The organism is Psychrobacter sp. CoH-33_TS_01, from assembly GCF_058189395.1.
Window position 1 is genome coordinate 19,573 of record NZ_JBVGQI010000010.1, and the last position, 17,638, is coordinate 37,210.

Here is a 17,638-nt window from a genome sequence, read left to right on the forward strand (position 1 = left end):
GAAAATTCTGCCATTTAGCCGGCTGGTGTCATCAGAGATGCTGGTTTTTCAATAAACCCTGCGCGACTGTCTGGGACAATTTCAATTAAATTAATTTGCGTAGAGGTTATTTCGACAATTCGACCATCATTCACCCCGATATAGTCGCCCACTTTGACACTAGCAATAGTGCCGTCTGGGCGCTGCACTAGACCATACTGCTGACCTTCTGGTGAGATGACCAAACCACGGAATATTAACTGTGACAACTCGTATTGCTCTAATGGCTCTTTGACTCGCATGACATCAGGTCTTACCCCTTCGTTGCTCATTGGGGCCAGTTGCGCATTCAGTAAGCTTGGCGGCATAAACGGGCTGCGTAAGACATTGGCACTATAAACAAAGTCATCTACAATTTCCGTTTTAGGCGGCGGCTCAATCGGCTGCGCAGGAGCATTACGGATATCTAACATCTGCTGCTCTGCGGAGCCTATGCGATCACTACAAGCGCTCAATAAGATAGCAGGTAGTAGACAGAGGACTATTTTGGCAGGCTTAGATAAAAACATAGAGTTAGCCATTAGTTGCTCCCCTGTTCAGGTGCTGGTGTGGCTGAAGCTTCAGGATTAATTTCTTTAGAGCGGTAAGTTTTGGTCTGCAGCACTAAAGTCAGCTCTGGTAGCTTATCCAGAGAAGGCTGAGGGTTATTCACTTCAAAGTCGTGCATAGTAATGATACGTGGCAACGCTGCTAACCCACTAATAAAGGCACCAAACTGATGGTATTCACCCAAGGCTGCAATACGAATGGGCTGCTCAATAAAGAACTCTTGCTCCACTTCCGGCTCAACAGAGATGTCTTGGAAGCGAATATTACTGCCCACCCCAGTCATGTTGATACCTTCGACCAGCTCTGAGACGCGGGTATCTTTAGGCAGCTGATTAAGCAAGGCATTAAACTCAGTTTCCATTTGCGTAACTTGCGATTTATAGGCATCTAAGTAACGCGCTTTAGATTCTTTACTACGATAAGCTTCTAGCAAAGTCGCTTGCTGCGCTTCTGCCGCTGTAATTTCGTCAATTTTGCTGCTAATCGGTAATGCCCAGGCTAAAGCAGCGATAAAGCCTACAATCATTACTAGGACGGTCACTCTAACTGCTAAGGGCCAGCTGCCATAGTTCTGATTGTCTAAAGACTCAAAACTGCGGCGAAACTCGTTAAAATCAAAAGACTTTTTCGGGGTTAGTGCCGCTTTAGGGGTTTTAACGAGTGATTTTTTCTTAGTTAGCTTCATGGGGCATCTCCAGAAGGCGCCGCAGCGGTCACTGCTGGATCTTTAGCTTGCTCGGGGCTGTCTACGCCATACTGAATTTCAGTAGTCACAACAAACTGGACATAACTGTCTTCCGGATAAATAGGCCTTGGCGTCTCGCCTTCTTTAACCGTGGTCAGTGGTGCAGGGGCTTCATAAGCTGAAATATTTTGTTGAATGGTACGTACCGCAGAGTTGTCCATCCATTCGCTAGCATCTAGATTGCGAATGAGGCTCGATACCACGTTCGGGTTATCCGCTTGACCGGTCAAGGTGAGCGTATCGCCTTCGCGCTTAAAGTTATTAATATAGAGGGCCGGCGGAATTGCTTTAGGAATGTCATCCCACACGTGTACCGGAACCGGACGACGACCCTGCAAATCTTGAATAACTTGCATACGCGAAATGATATCTTCACGGCGCTGTTCAAGACCCGTAATCTCAGTTAACGCGCCATCGAGCTCGGCATTGCGCTGCTCAATCAAAGCATTGGCACTCTGCTGCTCTGCCAATTCATTGTTGAAATAGCTCCAAGCTGCAAAAGCGGCTAACAATGACAATAGAGTGATAGCCGCTACTAAGGTAATAAATTCTTTATTTCTGCGTTCGCGCTCTTCTTCTCGCCAGGGTAATAAGTTAATACGAGCCATTAGTCAAAGCTCCTTAAGGCCAACCCACAAGCTACCATTAAGCTTGGCGCATCCAGTAACAGCTGCTCGCTATCGATATGAGGCCCTACTGACATGTTAATAAAAGGGTTAGCAATAGAGGTCGAATTGCCAAGCTTCTGCTGTACCATCCCGACAAGGCCTGGAATACCGGCACTGCCCCCACACAAGACAATGTGGTCGACGTTATTGTATTGGCTAGAAGAAAAATAGAATTGTAAAGAGCGAGTAATTTGCTGAATCACATTATCCATAAAAGGCATCAGCAACTCACTGTAGTAGTCATCGGGCAAGGTCTGCTCACGCTTATTAATAGTCGCTTCCTCATAAGACAGGCCATAACGGCTTTGAATGGCTTCCGTTAATTGCGCTCCGCCAAACAACTGTTCGCGACTATAAACGAATTCACCGTTTTTAGCGACATATAAAGTGGTTTGGGTATGGCCGATATCGACCAAAGCAACCAGCTCAGGATGATTGGGCAGGCTATCTACCATAAGCGCAAAAGCGCGCTCAATAGCATGCGACTCGATGTCCATAACCTTAGTCGTCATACCGCCAAAGGCTATGGCATCAACGCGCTGTTCAACGTTCTCTGAGCGAGAAGCTGCTAACAACACTTGTACCATGCGGTCATTGACTAAAGAGGGGCCAATGACTTCAAAGTCAAGGTTGACTTCAGACAAAGGATAAGGAATATATTGATCGGCATCCAGACGAATTTGTGCATCACGCTCCGAATCACTAAGCGAGGCATCCATATCAATAATCTTAGTAATTACGGCTGACCCAGATACTGCTGAGGCCACATTTTGGCCGCTCACCTGACAGCGTCTGGCCAGTCTAGAGACCACTTCACCGACCGCTTCTGTGTCCGCTACGAGCTTGTCGACTACCACACCGGGGTCCAGTCTTTCAATGCCGTAGGATTGCAGATGAAAAACGCCTTGTAAGCGTTTGATATCTACCATCTTTACACAGGTTGCACTGACATCCACACCCACCAACTGGCGGCCTTTAGAAGAGAATAACCTCACAAATTTTATCCTTTATCATCTTGATTTAGATGTTTATTGTAATAACGCTATACAATACGTTACTTAATAGTTAGATTCAAGATAACTTAATCACTTTTTAATCAGTAATATATTTTGTAAGACGTATGCAACTGGTTCAAGGTATAATGACGCCTTTATTGAATCCTAGACTATAAGCTAAGTTATGCTCAAACAATCTTCTTCCGCTCAGCTGCTCCGATTTTTTGTTGGCCTAGTCATTGCTGCGCTAGCACTCGCCTTTATTCTAGTCTTGGCCGTCCCTATCGGCTTTTATGCGATGGCGATGTATCTGGCGCCCTCCTTACCTAGTCTTGATGAAATCAAAACGGCCACGCTTGAGATGCCGCTGCAGATCTATAGCAAAGACGATAAACTCATCGGTCAGTATGGCAACCGTATTTCCTTGCCAGTGACTTATGAAGAAATTCCAGAAGACATGATTCATGCCTTTTTAGCGGCAGAAGATGCGAGTTTCTTTGAGCATAGTGGTATTAGTATTAAAGGTCTAGGCCGCGCCGTCACCGAAGTAGTCACTGATGATGATGGTCAGACTGGTGGCTCCACCATTACGATGCAGGTCGCCAAAAACTACTTTTTGAGCCCCGAGCGGACGCTTAATCGTAAGTTAACGGAATTATTCGTCGCGCGTAAGATGGAAGATGAGCTCAGTAAAAACGAAATTCTGACCTTATATGTCAATAAAATTTACCTTGGAGAAGGGGCTTATGGCATTCGTGCTGCGGCTAAAAAATATTACAGCAAGTCGTTAGAGAGCTTGAGCATTGCCGAAATCGCGATGCTAGCAGGTCTTCCTAAAGCTCCCTCAAAATACAACCCGGTAGCCAATCCAGAACGCGCTTTAGAACGACGCAACTGGATTATCGGACGGATGTTAGAATTAGGTTATATTACTCAGCAGCAGCATGACGAAGCCCGCAAGGCCCCTATCGGCTTGCATCGTTATCAAGAGAAGCTCGACGTCAATATGCCTTATTTGGCTGAGATGGCCCGCTATGCGTTGGTCAATAAGTTTGGTGAGCAAGTGGTCAATAGCGGTTGGCGTGTCAAGCTCACTGTGGACAGTGAAGCGCAGGAACAAGCTGAGGCCGCTATCTTTAAAGGCTTGATGGCTTATGATAAGCGTCATGGCTGGCGTGGCCCGGAAGCCAAGGATGAGCCCCTAACTAAATTCCAACGTTATGGCAATATGTACCCTGCTAAAGTCACTAAGGTCTCTTCGCGTAGCTTTGAGGCAGAACTGCCCAGCGGCGAGACAGTCACGGTCAACTGGTCGGATATGAGTTGGGCGAAAAAGTACTATAGCGCCAATCGTACGGGCGGCTATCCCAGCAATGCCTCGCAAATCGTCTCTGTCAACGACATCATCCGGGTTACCCCTTCTAACAATGGTAATCAATGGCGTTTGACGCAAGTGCCTGAAGTACAAGGCAGCTTAGTATCGCTCGATCCAGAAACTGGCGGTGTTAATGCCTTGGTCGGTGGTTTTAACTATAACCACAGTAAGTTTAACCGTGCCCTGCAAGGTTGGCGTCAACCGGGCTCTACTATTAAGCCGTTGATTTATACCGCTGCCTTAGAAAAAGGCTATCGTCCCGACAGTATTGTTTCGGACCGTCCACTGCGAGTGGGCAGCTGGGAACCGAAAAACTCAGACGGTCGTTTCTATGGCGATATGACCTTGCGTCGCGCCCTCTACCTATCGCGTAACTTAGTTTCTATTCGTCTATTACGCTCGGTCGGCATTACCGATGCGCGCAATCTATTAGATCAATTCGGTCTAGATAAAGAAAAACTACCGACCACCCTATCGCTAGCTTTAGGAGCCGGGCAAGCCACGCCACTACAGATGGCAACCGCTTACGCCAGCTTTGCTAATGGCGGTCACCGAGTGCAGCCTTACTTTATCGAACAGATTTATGACTTTGATAATAAGTTGTTGTTTCAGGCAAATCCGCAGCAAGCCTGCGCCCTTTGCTTTAACAACAATCTAGAGAAGCTGAACGAAGCGCAAATTAAAGCTGATAAGCAAGCCCGTGAATTGGCCGCCGAAGAAGAGAAAAAAGCCCTCGCAGCAAAAGCCAAGGCTGGCTCTGATAAAGACGCTGCAGCCGATGCTACGGACCTAGACGCTGATGCCGGTGTTGATAGCGAGGTTGATGCAGAAGGTACTGGCGAAGATAAAGTCGTGGCTGAAGATTTGAAAATATTCAATGCGGCGCCCGCCACCGACCGTCTTAAAGCCCCTGTTACTCAATACCAAGCGGCCACCCAAGCACCGCGTATCTTAACCCCATCTGTCGCTTATGAGATGGCAGGTATTCTACGTGACGTGGTGCAACGTGGTACTGCAACCCCGGCCCGTGCGCTAGGTCGTGATGATATTGGTGGTAAGACGGGAACGACGAACGATTATAAAGACGCCTGGTTTGCCGGCTTCCACCCCAGCAATGTAGCTATCGTTTGGATGGGCTTTGACCAACCTAATACGTTGGGCAGAAGCGAATACGGTGGGGTTGCTGCCTTACCGGTGTGGGTTGACTTTATGCGCGGCCAACTGGCCAAAACGCCGCACCAATGGGTATCTATCGATAATAAGTCTAAATCGAAAAAGCAGCAGCAAGACGTTATGGAAGTAACTGACGAAGGGGTGGTTGCGGTAGACCCTAAAACAGGCAAGAAAGCGACTGTTAAAGAGGACAATCAGACCAGAAAGCCGGTGAAGCCTAAACCCAAAGAGCGTCAGCTACCTCCAGTAGAGGTCATACCCCCTACTACCCCAACGCGACCTGCTGTAGAGCCTTCTCCAGCAGCACGGTTGTCCCGCGAGCGCCCAGCTGCAAATACGCAAAGTCCCCTTACCGTGAGTCCAGCCACAGAGATGCCTCCTATGGGTGATTGATGGACGTTACTGGTTCGATTGACGTATAAAAGCAAAAGGCGACTCTTATTTGAGCCGCCTTTTTTTATGCTTATGCGTTGTAAAATCTTGACTGAGTTTTTACCTAGCCCTTTACTGCCAAGTAAGCTGCCGAGTGCTAAAGAAAAATAAAGAAACAGCAGCCATTAAAACTAATACTCTGCCATACCTGAGCGCAATTGCTCAATCAATGTTAGAAACTGCTGACGCCATTCGCGAATAGTAGCGTCATCGGGCAACCATTGATTCGATAGGGTGACCACATTAACAATAAGATCGCTACTGCCCTGTCCTTGGCCCACCGCAGTCACTTCTGGCGTATCTGGTTTAGGCGCATATTGGCAACGGCTATAGGCCCGCATCACCTCGGCTAAAAAACCGCTCTCTAGCAATTGCTCCAAGCGCTGAATCTCAGGTGACACTTGAGTGCTCTGGGCTAAAGTCGCTTTGACAGAGGCTACGGTAGGCTGCGCAATAGCTAGCCCATAATAGTGGCTAAGCTCCTGTAAAAACGCCAATAACGCGCCTTGTAGATGAAAGATCGCGGTCTCACACTCCCCTTGATACAGTTGCTTATTGTTAGCGTCTGCCGCCGCTTTACAAGCTAGACGGCAAAAATATAACTTTTGATTGGTACGGTCTGCTTGGTATTGGGCAACTCGGGTTTTACCGGCCATAAGGGTTCCTAGTAGGTCTATTATTGAAGTGCTAGCCTGAATATGCTTCTACTATACCCTAGTTTTTACCCATAAAAAAAGCCAGCTTAGCGCTGGCTTTTTTATTTTATTACCCTAGAACCGCAAGTTTCGCTTACTCAGACTGGCTGTCTTGGTTAAACTCTTGCGCGAAAGCTTCATCGAAACGTGAGAAATCTTTCTTCTCAGGCGTGTCGCTTAGATTGAAAGCATCGGTATCCACTTCTTTGCTAGTACTGGTCAGCTTAGAAAGTTTCGCATCTGCTTTCTCTTTACGCGCTTGATGATAAGCAAGACCCGTACCCGCTGGGATCAGACGACCCACAACGACGTTCTCTTTCAGACCGCGTAGCTCATCGACTTTACCCATAACAGCGGCAGCAGTAAGAACACGGGTGGTCTCCTGGAATGACGCAGCTGAGATAAAGCTTTCTGTGGCCAAGCTGGCTTTAGTGATACCTAGCAATTGACGCTCGTACTGAACTGGGAACTTGTCTTCGCCCGCCAACTTCTCATTCAAGGCTATCACATCAGAGTATTCAATCTGATCGCCTTTAAAGTGGTTAGAGTCGCCGCCGTCCGTGATTTCTACTTTACGTAGCATCTGACGGATAATGACTTCGATGTGCTTGTCATTAATCTTAACGCCCTGCAAACGGTAAACGTCTTGGACTTCGTTAACGATATAATTAGCAAGCGCCGTACGGCCTTTCAAACGTAGGATATCGTGTGGGTTCTGTGGACCATCAGAGATGATCTCGCCACGCTCTACCGTCTCGTTTTCAAAGACGTTGATTTGACGCCATTTTGGAATCAACTCTTCATGTATTTCGCCATCTTCATTAGTGATAATAAAGCGGTTCTTACCTTTGGTCTCTTTACCAAAGCTCACAACACCTGACATCTCTGCCATGATCGCATGATCTTTCGGACGACGCGCTTCGAATAGATCGGCTACGCGTGGTAGACCACCGGTAATATCTTTAGTTCCTGATGTCGCTTGTGGCACACGACCTAGGATAGAGCCAGCCGTTACATCTTGACCATCAGAGACACGAATAATCGTCTCAGCAGGTAGGAAGTAAATAACCTCTTTACCACCATCCGTGTTCAAGATGATAGCAGGACGCAAGTCTTTACCAGCGCTTGGACGGTCACGAGCGGCTAGAATCTCAAATGAGCTCATACCGGTCGCTTCATCAACCTTCACAGTAGCCGTCATACCATCCGTGATATCACTAAAGGTCGCTTTACCCGCGAATTCAGTGATGATTGGATGCGTGTGGGGATCCCATTTAGCGATGGTCTGACCACCTTCCACTTTGTCTTCATCTTTCACTAACACGCTTGAGCCGTAAGGCACTTTATAACGCTCACGCTCACGACCTAAGTCATCTGCCATGCTGATTTCAGCAGAACGCGATACGATAACTAAGTGACCGTCTACGTGCTCAACCGTCTTCATGTTATGGAAGCGCACTTGACCTGCGTTACGTGCTGAGATGCTGTTATCCACTGAAGTCGAGCTAGCCGCCCCACCAACGTGGAAAGTACGCATCGTTAACTGAGTACCAGGCTCACCGATAGACTGAGCGGCCATAACCCCAACAGATTCACCGATGTTCACTTTATGACCACGGGCAAGGTCACGACCATAGCACTGGGCACAGACGCCATGAGCGACTTTACAAGTGATGACTGAGCGAACCCAAAGTTCATCAATAGCGTTGTTGTTAAGCACGTCAACCCAATGCTCATCAATCAAAGTACCCGCTGGTACTAAGACTTTGTCTGGGTCTTCATTGTAGCTTACGTCAGTAGCGGTAACACGACCTAGAACTCGATCACCCAGCTTCTCGATGATTTCACCACCTTGAATATGCGGTGTCATGAGCAAGCCTTCTTCGGTACCACAGTCATCACCGGTGATCACTAAATCTTGCGCCACATCGACCAGACGACGAGTTAGATAACCCGAGTTAGCCGTTTTCAATGCTGTATCGGCAAGACCTTTACGCGCACCATGCGTTGAGATGAAGTACTGAAGTACGGTCAAACCTTCGCGGAAGTTGGCTTTAATTGGGGTCTCGATGATTGAACCATCTGGCTTAGCCATTAGACCACGCATACCGGCTAACTGACGAATCTGCGCCGCACTACCACGAGCACCAGAGTCTGACATGATATAGATAGAGTTGAATGACTTCTGCTCTTCTTCTTCACCTTTGGCATTGATTACGATATCAGTAGCCAAGTTGTCCATCATTGCTTTAGCGACTTTATCGTTGGTACGTGACCAGATATCGACAACTTTGTTATAGCGCTCACCGGCGGTAACGAAACCTTGCTCAAACTGGTCTTCGATTTCACGCACTTCCGCGTCAGCAGCTTCGATAAGTTCTTTCTTAGCTGGTGGAATAACCATGTCTTCCATACCGATTGATACGCCTGATAGCGTCGCTTGCGCGAAACCTAGGTACATCAATTGGTCAGCGAACATAACGCTGTCTTTCACACCCATCTTACGGTAGCAAGAGTTGATCAACTTAGAGATATTTTTCTTAGTCATCTCTTGGTTACACTCATCGAAATCCATACCTTTTGGCATGATATTCCAGATTAGCAAACGACCGGCGACGGTTTCTTTTAGGCTAGTGGTTTTAGTCACATTGCCTTCAGCATCAAAGCTTGACTCAGTGACACGGACTTTAATCATCGCGTTCACATGTAAGTCGTTAGAGCCGATAGCACGCAAGGCTTCGTTGACTGTAGCGAAGATCATGCCTTCGCCTTTGGCATTAATAGACGAGCGGCTGATGTAGTACAAGCCCAGTACAACGTCTTGCGAAGGTACGATGATTGGATCACCGTTGGCAGGAGACAAGATGTTGTTGGTCGACATCATTAGCGCACGGCACTCTAGCTGCGCCTCTAGCGTCAATGGCACGTGGACGGCCATTTGGTCACCATCAAAATCGGCGTTGAACGCGGTACAAACTAGCGGGTGCAGCTGGATGGCTTTACCTTCAATTAGTACCGGCTCAAAGGCCTGCAGACCCAATCTGTGTAGCGTTGGTGCACGGTTGAGCATCACTGGATGCTCACGAATAACCATGGCCAGCATATCCCACACTTGTGGCTCTTCACGTTCTACCATCTTTTTGGCCGCTTTAATCGTAGTAGCGATACCATGAGACAATAGTTTTGAGTAAGTAAACGGCTTGAACAATTCAAGGGCCATTTTCTTTGGCAGACCACACTGGTGTAGACGTAGGGTTGGACCTACTACGATGACCGAACGGCCCGAGTAATCCACACGTTTACCCAACAAGTTCTGACGGAAACGACCTTGCTTACCTTTGATCATGTCGGCAAGTGATTTCAACGGACGCTTGTTACTGCCCGTGATAGCACGACCGCGACGACCGTTATCCAATAGCGCATCCACGGACTCTTGCAACATACGCTTTTCGTTACGCACGATGATGTCAGGAGCGTTCAACTCTAACAGACGCTTGAGACGGTTGTTACGGTTAATCACACGGCGATATAAATCGTTCAAATCTGACGTGGCAAAACGGCCCCCTTCTAGTGGTACTAGAGGACGTAGATCGGGTGGTAGCACTGGCAAGATGGTCATAACCATCCACTCAGGCTTGTTATTAGAATCACGGAATGACTCTAACAATTTAAGACGCTTGGACATCTTTTTAAGCTTGGTTTCAGAACCGGTTTGCGGAATTGCTTCGCGCAGCTCATCGATTTCGATATCAAGATCGATGTCTTTTAGTAGGTCTTGAACCGCTTCAGCACCCATTTTAGCGGTAAATTCATCGCCAAACTCTTCAAGGGCTTTGTAGTAGTCTTCGTCGTCTAAAAGCTGATACTTCTCTAAGCTGGTTAAACCCGGCTCAGTAACGATATAGCTTTCGAAATACAAAACGCGCTCGATATCACGTAGGGTCATATCTAGCAATAGACCGATGCGGCTTGGTAATGATTTTAGGAACCAAATGTGCGCGACTGGGCTAGCCAAATCGATATGACCCATACGATCACGACGAACTTTAGCGGTAGTGACTTCAACGCCACATTTTTCACAGATGACACCTTGGAACTTACGGCGCTTGTACTTACCACACAAGCACTCAAAGTCTTTGACTGGACCAAAGATTTTGGCACAGAACAGACCATCACGCTCAGGCTTGAAAGTACGGTAGTTAATCGTTTCTGGTTTTTTCACTTCACCATGCGACCATGACTTAATAATGTCAGGGGATGCTAGTGAAATTTGAATGCTGTCAAACTCACGGTTGCCGTTGTTTTCGGCAGGGCTTTTCATAATATCGAGTAAATCTTTCAAGCTGCTTCTCCGTTATCTTTATCATCATCTGGGTCAATACTAGCGAGGCGGTTAAGCGGCTAACAAACCCCAAAGGACTGAAGGCAATGAATAGGGATGAGATAAATAGGCTAAGACTAAGGGGTTATTATTCATAAAATATGAAACTAATCCTTAGTCCTAGCGATAAAAACAAGTCCTATTAGACCGAGCTCATCTTGACCTTACGCCAAGACGCTACTGGGTCATATACCGACTTAATTGTTTTCTTTTAACTCAATATTAATACCCAGTGATTTGATTTCTTTGGTCAATACGTTGAACGATTCTGGCATACCTGGGTCCATGTATTGCTCACCATCGACGATGTTTTTATACATCCGCGTACGGCCTTCTACGTCATCCGATTTCACGGTCAACATTTCCTGCAGCGTATAAGTCGCGCCGTAAGCTTCTAGTGCCCACACTTCCATCTCACCAAAGCGCTGACCACCAAACTGAGCTTTACCGCCCAATGGCTGCTGCGTTACTAGCGAGTAAGAGCCGGTAGAACGAGCATGCATTTTGTCATCAACCAAATGGTTCAATTTGAGCATGTACATGTAACCGACGGTCACTGGACGGTCAAATTTCTGACCTGTACGACCATCATACAAGGTTTGCTGACCGGTTCTTGATAGGTCGGCAAGCTCAAGCAAGTCTTTGATTTGATTCTCTTCAGCGCCATCAAATACCGAAGTACCCATAGGCACGCCGCCGCGTAAGTTGCTCGCTAGCGCTAAGATATCATCATCACTCAAGCTATCGAGATCAACTTGCTCACCGCCCACTTTGTTATAGATCTTGTCTAAGAATTCACGCAGATCTTTAACGGCTGCTTGCGCTTTGAGCATGCCATCAATCTTCTCGCCCAAGCCTTTAGCTGCCATACCTAAGTGAGTCTCTAGCACCTGACCGATGTTCATACGTGACGGAACACCTAGTGGGTTCAAGATGATATCAACAGTGTTGCCATGCTCATCATACGGCATATCTTCTACCGGCATAATGCGTGACACAACCCCTTTGTTACCATGACGACCCGCCATTTTATCACCAGGCTGGATACGACGTTTAACAGCCAGATAAACCTTAACGATTTTCTGAACGCCATGCTGCAAGTCATCACCAGCACTCAGTTTGCGTTTTTTCTCAGCAAACTTACTATCGATGTCTTTTTGCTTGTCCGTCAAGAACTCAGCGATTTGCGTTAGACGCTCAGCGATCTCTTCTTCGACTGGTTGGATGTCTAGCAAAGTCTCAAGCTTCATGTCTTGCATATCAGCAGAAGCCATCACGCTACCCGCTTTAAAGCCGGCACCGCCACTTACTTTCTGACCATCAAGCAAGTTGATGATACGGCCACGAGCCGCTTCTTCGAAGATACGCAGCTCTTCTTTTAAATCTTTACGATAGCTGTCGAGCTGCGACTTTTCGATAGCACGGGCACGCGCATCTTTTTCTACGCCATCACGCGTAAAGACTTGCACGTCAATGACCGTACCTTTGCTCGATGAAGGCACACGCAGTGACGTATCTTTCACATCCGCAGCTTTCTCACCGAAGATGGCACGCAATAGTTTTTCTTCCGGCGTCAATTGAGTCTCGCCTTTTGGCGTCACTTTACCAACGAGGATGTCGCCCGCGTCCACTTCAGCACCGATGTAGACAATACCCGCTTCATCAAGATTCGATAGCGCTGCTTCACCAACGTTTGGAATATCGCCAGTGATTTCTTCAGTACCCAATTTGGTATCACGCGCCACACAAGTCAACTCTTGGATGTGGATAGTAGTGAAGCGATCTTCTTTCACCACACGCTCAGATAGCAAGATTGAATCTTCGAAGTTATAACCGTTCCATGGCATAAAGGCTATGCGCATGTTCTGACCCAAGGCCAACTCACCCAAATCGGTAGAAGGACCATCAGCCAAGATATCGCCCACAGCTACTTCGTCGCCTTGGTTGACAATAATGCGTTGGTTAATACAAGTGTTCTGGTTTGAACGGGTGTATTTCACCAAGTTATAAATATCGATACCGGCTTCGCCTGCGCTCATCTCGTCTTCGTTGACACGGATAACGATACGTGAGGCATCCACGTCTTCGATCACGCCACCACGATTAGCGATAACACAAACACCAGAGTCACGGGCTACGTGACGCTCCATGTTCGTACCCACTAAAGGCTTATCAGCACGCAAAGTAGGAACGGCCTGACGCTGCATGTTCGAGCCCATCAAGGCACGGTTAGCATCATCATGCTCTAGGAACGGAATCAAGCTGGCAGCAACCGAGACCACCTGACTTGGTGACACATCCATATGCGTCACTTTGTCTTTTGGCATACGCACGAATTCGCCTTGGCTACGCACACTGACCATCTCATCAGTAAGCTCGCCTTGCTCATTCATTGGCGAATCAGCCTGGGCGATAACGGTACCTACTTCTTCAATAGCAGATAGGTATTCGATTTCGTCCGTTACTTTGCCATCAACAACCTTGCGATAAGGGGTCTCTAGGAAACCAAAGCTGTTGGTTTTAGCGAATACCGCTAATGAGTTGATCAAACCAATGTTTGGACCTTCAGGAGTTTCAATCGGGCAGACACGACCATAATGCGTGTCATGAACGTCACGAACCTCAAAGCCAGCACGTTCACGCGTTAGACCACCTGGGCCTAGTGCAGAGACACGACGTTTATGGGTAATCTCAGACAACGGGTTGTTCTGATCCATAAACTGTGACAACTGGCTTGAACCAAAGAATTCTTTAACCGCAGCCGCTACTGGCTTAGAGTTAATTAGATCTTGTGGTGACAAGTTGTCTGATTCAGCAGAGCTTAAACGCTCTTTAACCGCACGTTCAACACGGACTAGACCGACGCGGAATTGGTTTTCTGCCATCTCGCCTACTGAACGAATACGACGGTTACCCAAGTGATCGATATCATCGACTTCGCCGCGACCGTTACGGATTTCAATCAACTCTTTTAAGACGTTGATGATGTCGTCGTTGGTCAAGACACTGCGCTCGCGCTGAACGTCTGGGTTATCGGTATCTTCAAACGGTAGACCTAGACGACGGTTGAACTTCATACGACCGACGTTAGATAAGTCATAACGGTCTGCGTTGAAGAACATGCTGTCGAACAGCTTCTCTGCCGTTTCAACCGTTGGTGGCTCACCTGGACGCATAACTTTATAGATTTCAATCAAAGCTTCTTCACGGCTCGACGTGCTGTCTGCGCGTAAAGTATCCGCGATATAAGTACCGTGATCGATATCGTTGGTAAATAGAATCGTGAAGTCTTTGATGTCGTGCTCGCTTAGCTTAACCAATAATTCATGGTCAATTAGCGTATTAGCACGCGCAATCACTTCGTCATCAACGATGATGTCTTCGCCTAAGATACGCTCATAGAGGTATTCATCAGGTACTGCCAGCTTTTTCATACCAGCTTCTTCAATTTGACGGATACGGCGAGCATTAATACGCTTGCCCTGCTCTACCAACACATCACCTTCTGGCGATACGATGTCAAACTGTGCCATCTCACCGCGTAGACGGTCAGCGACTAAATCGATTTCAAATTGCTCTTCGCCTTTATAGACGGCCACTTTATCAAAGAAAACATCTAAGATTTCAGAGGTGCTTAAGCCTAGCGCGCGTAGAATGATAGTAGCCAATAGCTTACGGCGACGGTCAATACGAGCAAATACTAAATCTTTGGCATCAAATTCGAAATCCAACCATGACCCACGGTAAGGAATGATACGGGCGTTATAAAGTACTTTACCGCTTGAGTGCGACTTGCCTTTATCGTGGTCAAAGAACACACCAGGAGATCTATGCAGCTGCGAGACGATAACACGCTCAGTACCATTAATAATAAAGGTACCGTTGTTGGTCATCAGAGGCATTTCGCCCATATAGACGCTTTGCTCACGGATATCTTTAATAGCGGCTTTGCTGTCTTTATCTTTGCTGTCTTTGTCTTTGATGACCAGACGAATCTTCACACGCATAGGGGCAGCAAAAGTAGAGCCACGCAGGATACATTCGCGCTCGTCAAACTCAGGCGTGCCTAAGTAATACTCAACGAATTGAAGCTCAGCGTTACCTGAGTGACTTTCGATAGGGAAGATAGACGAAAAAGCAGCTTGTAGACCAGTGTTATCACGTGATTTCGGCTTTTTATGCTCTTGCAAAAATTGCTGATAAGAATCCACTTGAATGGCCAACAGGTATGGAATTTCCATCACAGTGGGCAACTGGGAAAAGCTTTTGCGAATACGCTTTTTTTCAGTATAAGAATATGCCATCGAGAGTCCTTACAGTAGACGGGAAACAAATTGAAAACATCATCATGACAACTTTATATCAGTCATCTGACAACGGGAACGAGATTACTTAAGACGACTTGCTAATAAATAATACGGTTATAACTGAGCTGATAATTTTCTATTGCCTTTAAATAACTAAATAGGGCTTTGCTAAACGGTGCTTGCTAATTAATACTGCGTATTTATAGATAATTTTATGTACTAAATCATTTATTTCTGCTGTGTTACTATTCTATAACAATTTTTTTCTGCTACACTATGCTGAACGTAATACAGTACTAAGCGTGTCATACACCTAAGCTTATCGTAGTAGACGACCGTAGTCGGTCAAAACCTATCAAGATAACTTAGCCCCTACCTTATTAGCTTTCGCTATAATAAGATTTAAGCAGATAAAAATTAAAATATATTAATTCACTTCAAGTGAATGTGGGTTGAGAGCACACTTGCGGTCAGATAGATCAATACGCCTATCTGTATAGAATTCAATCTGATTGTTCGAAAACTGGCTATAACCAGCTTATTTAAAAGAACAATGACATAATATATGCCAATCTGTTTAACTTCTCTGCCACCAAACTGTAAATTTTAAGCTCAGGCACGAAAAAATGCCAAACATCTGGTGATGTCTAGCTGCACATTATTGTATCTTATCAATCAGCGTGAGTACGAGCATGTATATTGTCTGTCCTTTTGAAGGGTATCTACCACCGTGAGTGAAGCTACGGCAATCTAAGCTAAATATCATCAATCTAATCAGCACTAAGCCAACCATCAATAATATTAATTTTGCTACTCTAGCTGAAATTGACTACGAGCCACATCAAATTAATCACAGTAAATTGCACGGTAGCAGCTAAACCATAGCTGTTGGCGTACTATACTGGCAGACACAAAAGGTCAAGCTAATAATTATAGTAAAAAAAAGCCAGCAATGCAAGGCACTGCTGACTTCTTTTTTAAACGCGGTGGTTAAACTATTTTAGTTCAACAGTAGCGCCGGCTTCTTCAAGCTTTTTCTTAAGCTCTTCAGCTTCAACTTTGTTAGCGCCTTCTTTGATTGGAGCAGGAACGCCTTCAACCAATTCTTTCGCTTCTTTCAAGCCAAGGCCAGTAGCTTCACGAACAGCTTTAATTACGCCAACTTTCTTCTCGCCGAAGCTAGTTAGAACAACGTCAAACTCATCTTTTTCTTCAGCAGCTGGACCAGCAGCAGCAGCAGCAGCAGGAGCCGCAGCAGCAACAGCAGCAGTTACGCCGAATTTTTCTTCCATGTCGCTGATTAGCTCAACGATGTCCATTACTGACATTTCAGCAATTGCGTTTAACACGTCATCTTTAGATAGTGCCATGAGAACTCTCCGTTTATCTGATAAATAATTAGGGTAGAAATAAAGCGTTACGGCGACCAATTAGGCGCTGCGTAATCGCTCTATATTAGTTAGCTTAATAATTAAGCCGCTTCTTTTGCGTCTTTGATTGCTGCTACAGTACGAACAAACTTGCTTGGGACTGCGTCTAGAGTCTGAGCTAGCTTGGTTACTGGTGCTTTGATCGTCGCCATCAAGATAGACAATGCTTCGTCTCTTGTTGGCAGCTTTGAGACACGCTCAAGCTCTTCAGGACCAAACAATTCACCACCGACTGAGACCAATTTGGCTTCAATGGCTTTGTTTTCTTTGCTAAAGTCAAAAATGACTCGTGCAGCAGAACCCAAATCTTCCATTGAGAAGGCCAATAATAATGGACCAGTCATACTGTCTGACATGCACTCAAACTTAGTACCTTCAAAAGCGCGTCTGGCTAGGGTGTTTTTCACAACCTTTAAGACCACACCTTTTTCACGGGCACGGTTACGTAACTCAGTTAAATGAGATACTTCCATACCGTGATAGTCGGCAGCTACAGCTGAGTAAGCAATCGCAGCAACTTCAGACACTTCAGCCACAACTTTTTGTTTCTGTTCTAGCGTTAATGCCATTAGTTGACTCCTTAATCTTATCAATTTGATCGACCACCGAAGTAGCCCAACCAATCGACTTGATACGACATGTCATTAAAACAAACCGATTCATAACCGATTTACGTTAATAACGACTAATTACGGCACCATTATCAGAATGACGTTGATTGCGGATTAGCTCCACTTTCTCATGTCGAAACTTTATATGGGTCACCGTCTGCGTAGGCCAATAAACACTTGCATGTTATATCGATTAACAAGACCCCCTTGCAGGTGGCTGATGCTACCGACAAGCCAG

Annotated in this window: 10 protein-coding genes; 1 reads left to right on the top strand and 9 read right to left on the bottom strand. The window is 46.3% G+C overall.

The features are described from left to right. Window positions 1–14 precede the first annotated feature (14 nt). Genes ACZ2XM_RS13320 through ACZ2XM_RS13335 form a run of 4 tightly spaced genes read right to left on the bottom strand, consistent with a single transcriptional unit; the run spans window position 15 to window position 2,996 of the window. A complete protein-coding gene (locus ACZ2XM_RS13320; RefSeq protein WP_490589756.1) occupies window positions 15–560 on the bottom strand; it encodes a pilus assembly protein PilP in 546 nt (181 codons plus the stop codon). Then, window positions 560–1,273, bottom strand: a complete 714-nt coding sequence (locus tag ACZ2XM_RS13325) for a type IV pilus inner membrane component PilO (RefSeq protein WP_490589755.1) — start codon at window positions 1,271–1,273, stop codon at window positions 560–562. The genes ACZ2XM_RS13320 and ACZ2XM_RS13325 overlap by 1 nt, the downstream gene beginning before the upstream one ends. Continuing rightward, entirely contained in the window at window positions 1,270–1,941 is a 672-nt protein-coding gene (locus ACZ2XM_RS13330; protein ID WP_490589754.1) for a PilN domain-containing protein, read from the bottom strand. Before ACZ2XM_RS13330 ends, ACZ2XM_RS13325 begins: the two co-directional genes overlap by 4 nt. Continuing rightward, a complete protein-coding gene (locus tag ACZ2XM_RS13335) occupies window positions 1,941–2,996 on the bottom strand; it encodes a pilus assembly protein PilM (protein WP_490589753.1) in 1,056 nt (351 codons plus the stop codon). Before ACZ2XM_RS13335 ends, ACZ2XM_RS13330 begins: the two co-directional genes overlap by 1 nt. A 184-nt stretch (window positions 2,997–3,180) precedes the next feature. On the opposite strand from ACZ2XM_RS13335, the gene ACZ2XM_RS13340 reads away from it, so the two are divergent. Further along, the gene (locus ACZ2XM_RS13340) at window positions 3,181–5,937 is read left to right on the top strand and encodes a penicillin-binding protein 1A (protein ID WP_490589752.1); all 2,757 of its coding nucleotides are present in this window, start codon (window positions 3,181–3,183) and stop codon (window positions 5,935–5,937) included. A 170-nt stretch (window positions 5,938–6,107) separates the two neighbouring features. Here ACZ2XM_RS13340 and ACZ2XM_RS13345 read toward each other — a convergent pair whose 3' ends face one another. The 5 genes from ACZ2XM_RS13345 to rplJ all read right to left on the bottom strand — a co-directional run bounded on the left by ACZ2XM_RS13345 (window position 6,108) and on the right by rplJ (window position 17,358). After that, complete coding sequence (locus tag ACZ2XM_RS13345; protein ID WP_490589751.1) at window positions 6,108–6,632, bottom strand: DUF6586 family protein; 525 nt, start codon at window positions 6,630–6,632, stop codon at window positions 6,108–6,110. Window positions 6,633–6,765: 133 nt separating this feature from the next. Next, window positions 6,766–11,013, bottom strand: a complete 4,248-nt coding sequence (rpoC, locus tag ACZ2XM_RS13350; protein ID WP_490589750.1) for a DNA-directed RNA polymerase subunit beta' — start codon at window positions 11,011–11,013, stop codon at window positions 6,766–6,768. A gap of 236 nt (window positions 11,014–11,249) precedes the next feature. Further along, window positions 11,250–15,356, bottom strand: a complete 4,107-nt coding sequence (gene rpoB / locus ACZ2XM_RS13355; RefSeq protein WP_490589749.1) for a DNA-directed RNA polymerase subunit beta — start codon at window positions 15,354–15,356, stop codon at window positions 11,250–11,252. 998 nt (window positions 15,357–16,354) lie between these two features. After that, window positions 16,355–16,729: a 50S ribosomal protein L7/L12 gene (gene rplL / locus ACZ2XM_RS13360; protein WP_201498657.1), complete on the bottom strand. Its 375-nt coding sequence runs from the start codon at window positions 16,727–16,729 to the stop codon at window positions 16,355–16,357. Window positions 16,730–16,830: 101 nt separating this feature from the next. Further along, window positions 16,831–17,358 carry a 50S ribosomal protein L10 gene (rplJ, locus tag ACZ2XM_RS13365; protein WP_490589748.1) on the bottom strand — a complete coding sequence of 176 codons (528 nt, stop codon included), beginning with the start codon at window positions 17,356–17,358 and terminating at the stop codon, window positions 16,831–16,833. Window positions 17,359–17,638: the final 280 nt, after the last annotated feature.

Excerpts from the sequence above, each read along its gene's own strand:
- ACZ2XM_RS13320 (WP_490589756.1), bottom strand. The coding sequence starts at position 560 with ATGGCTAACTCTATGTTTTTATCTAAGCCTGCCAAAATAGTCCTCTGT.
- ACZ2XM_RS13325 (WP_490589755.1), bottom strand. The coding sequence starts at position 1,273 with ATGAAGCTAACTAAGAAAAAATCACTCGTTAAAACCCCTAAAGCGGCA.
- ACZ2XM_RS13330 (WP_490589754.1), bottom strand. The coding sequence starts at position 1,941 with ATGGCTCGTATTAACTTATTACCCTGGCGAGAAGAAGAGCGCGAACGC.
- ACZ2XM_RS13340 (WP_490589752.1), top strand. The coding sequence starts at position 3,181 with ATGCTCAAACAATCTTCTTCCGCTCAGCTGCTCCGATTTTTTGTTGGC.
- ACZ2XM_RS13345 (WP_490589751.1), bottom strand. The coding sequence starts at position 6,632 with ATGGCCGGTAAAACCCGAGTTGCCCAATACCAAGCAGACCGTACCAAT.
- rpoB (WP_490589749.1), bottom strand. The coding sequence starts at position 15,356 with ATGGCATATTCTTATACTGAAAAAAAGCGTATTCGCAAAAGCTTTTCC.
- rplL (WP_201498657.1), bottom strand. The coding sequence starts at position 16,729 with ATGGCACTATCTAAAGATGACGTGTTAAACGCAATTGCTGAAATGTCA.
- rplJ (WP_490589748.1), bottom strand. The coding sequence starts at position 17,358 with ATGGCATTAACGCTAGAACAGAAACAAAAAGTTGTGGCTGAAGTGTCT.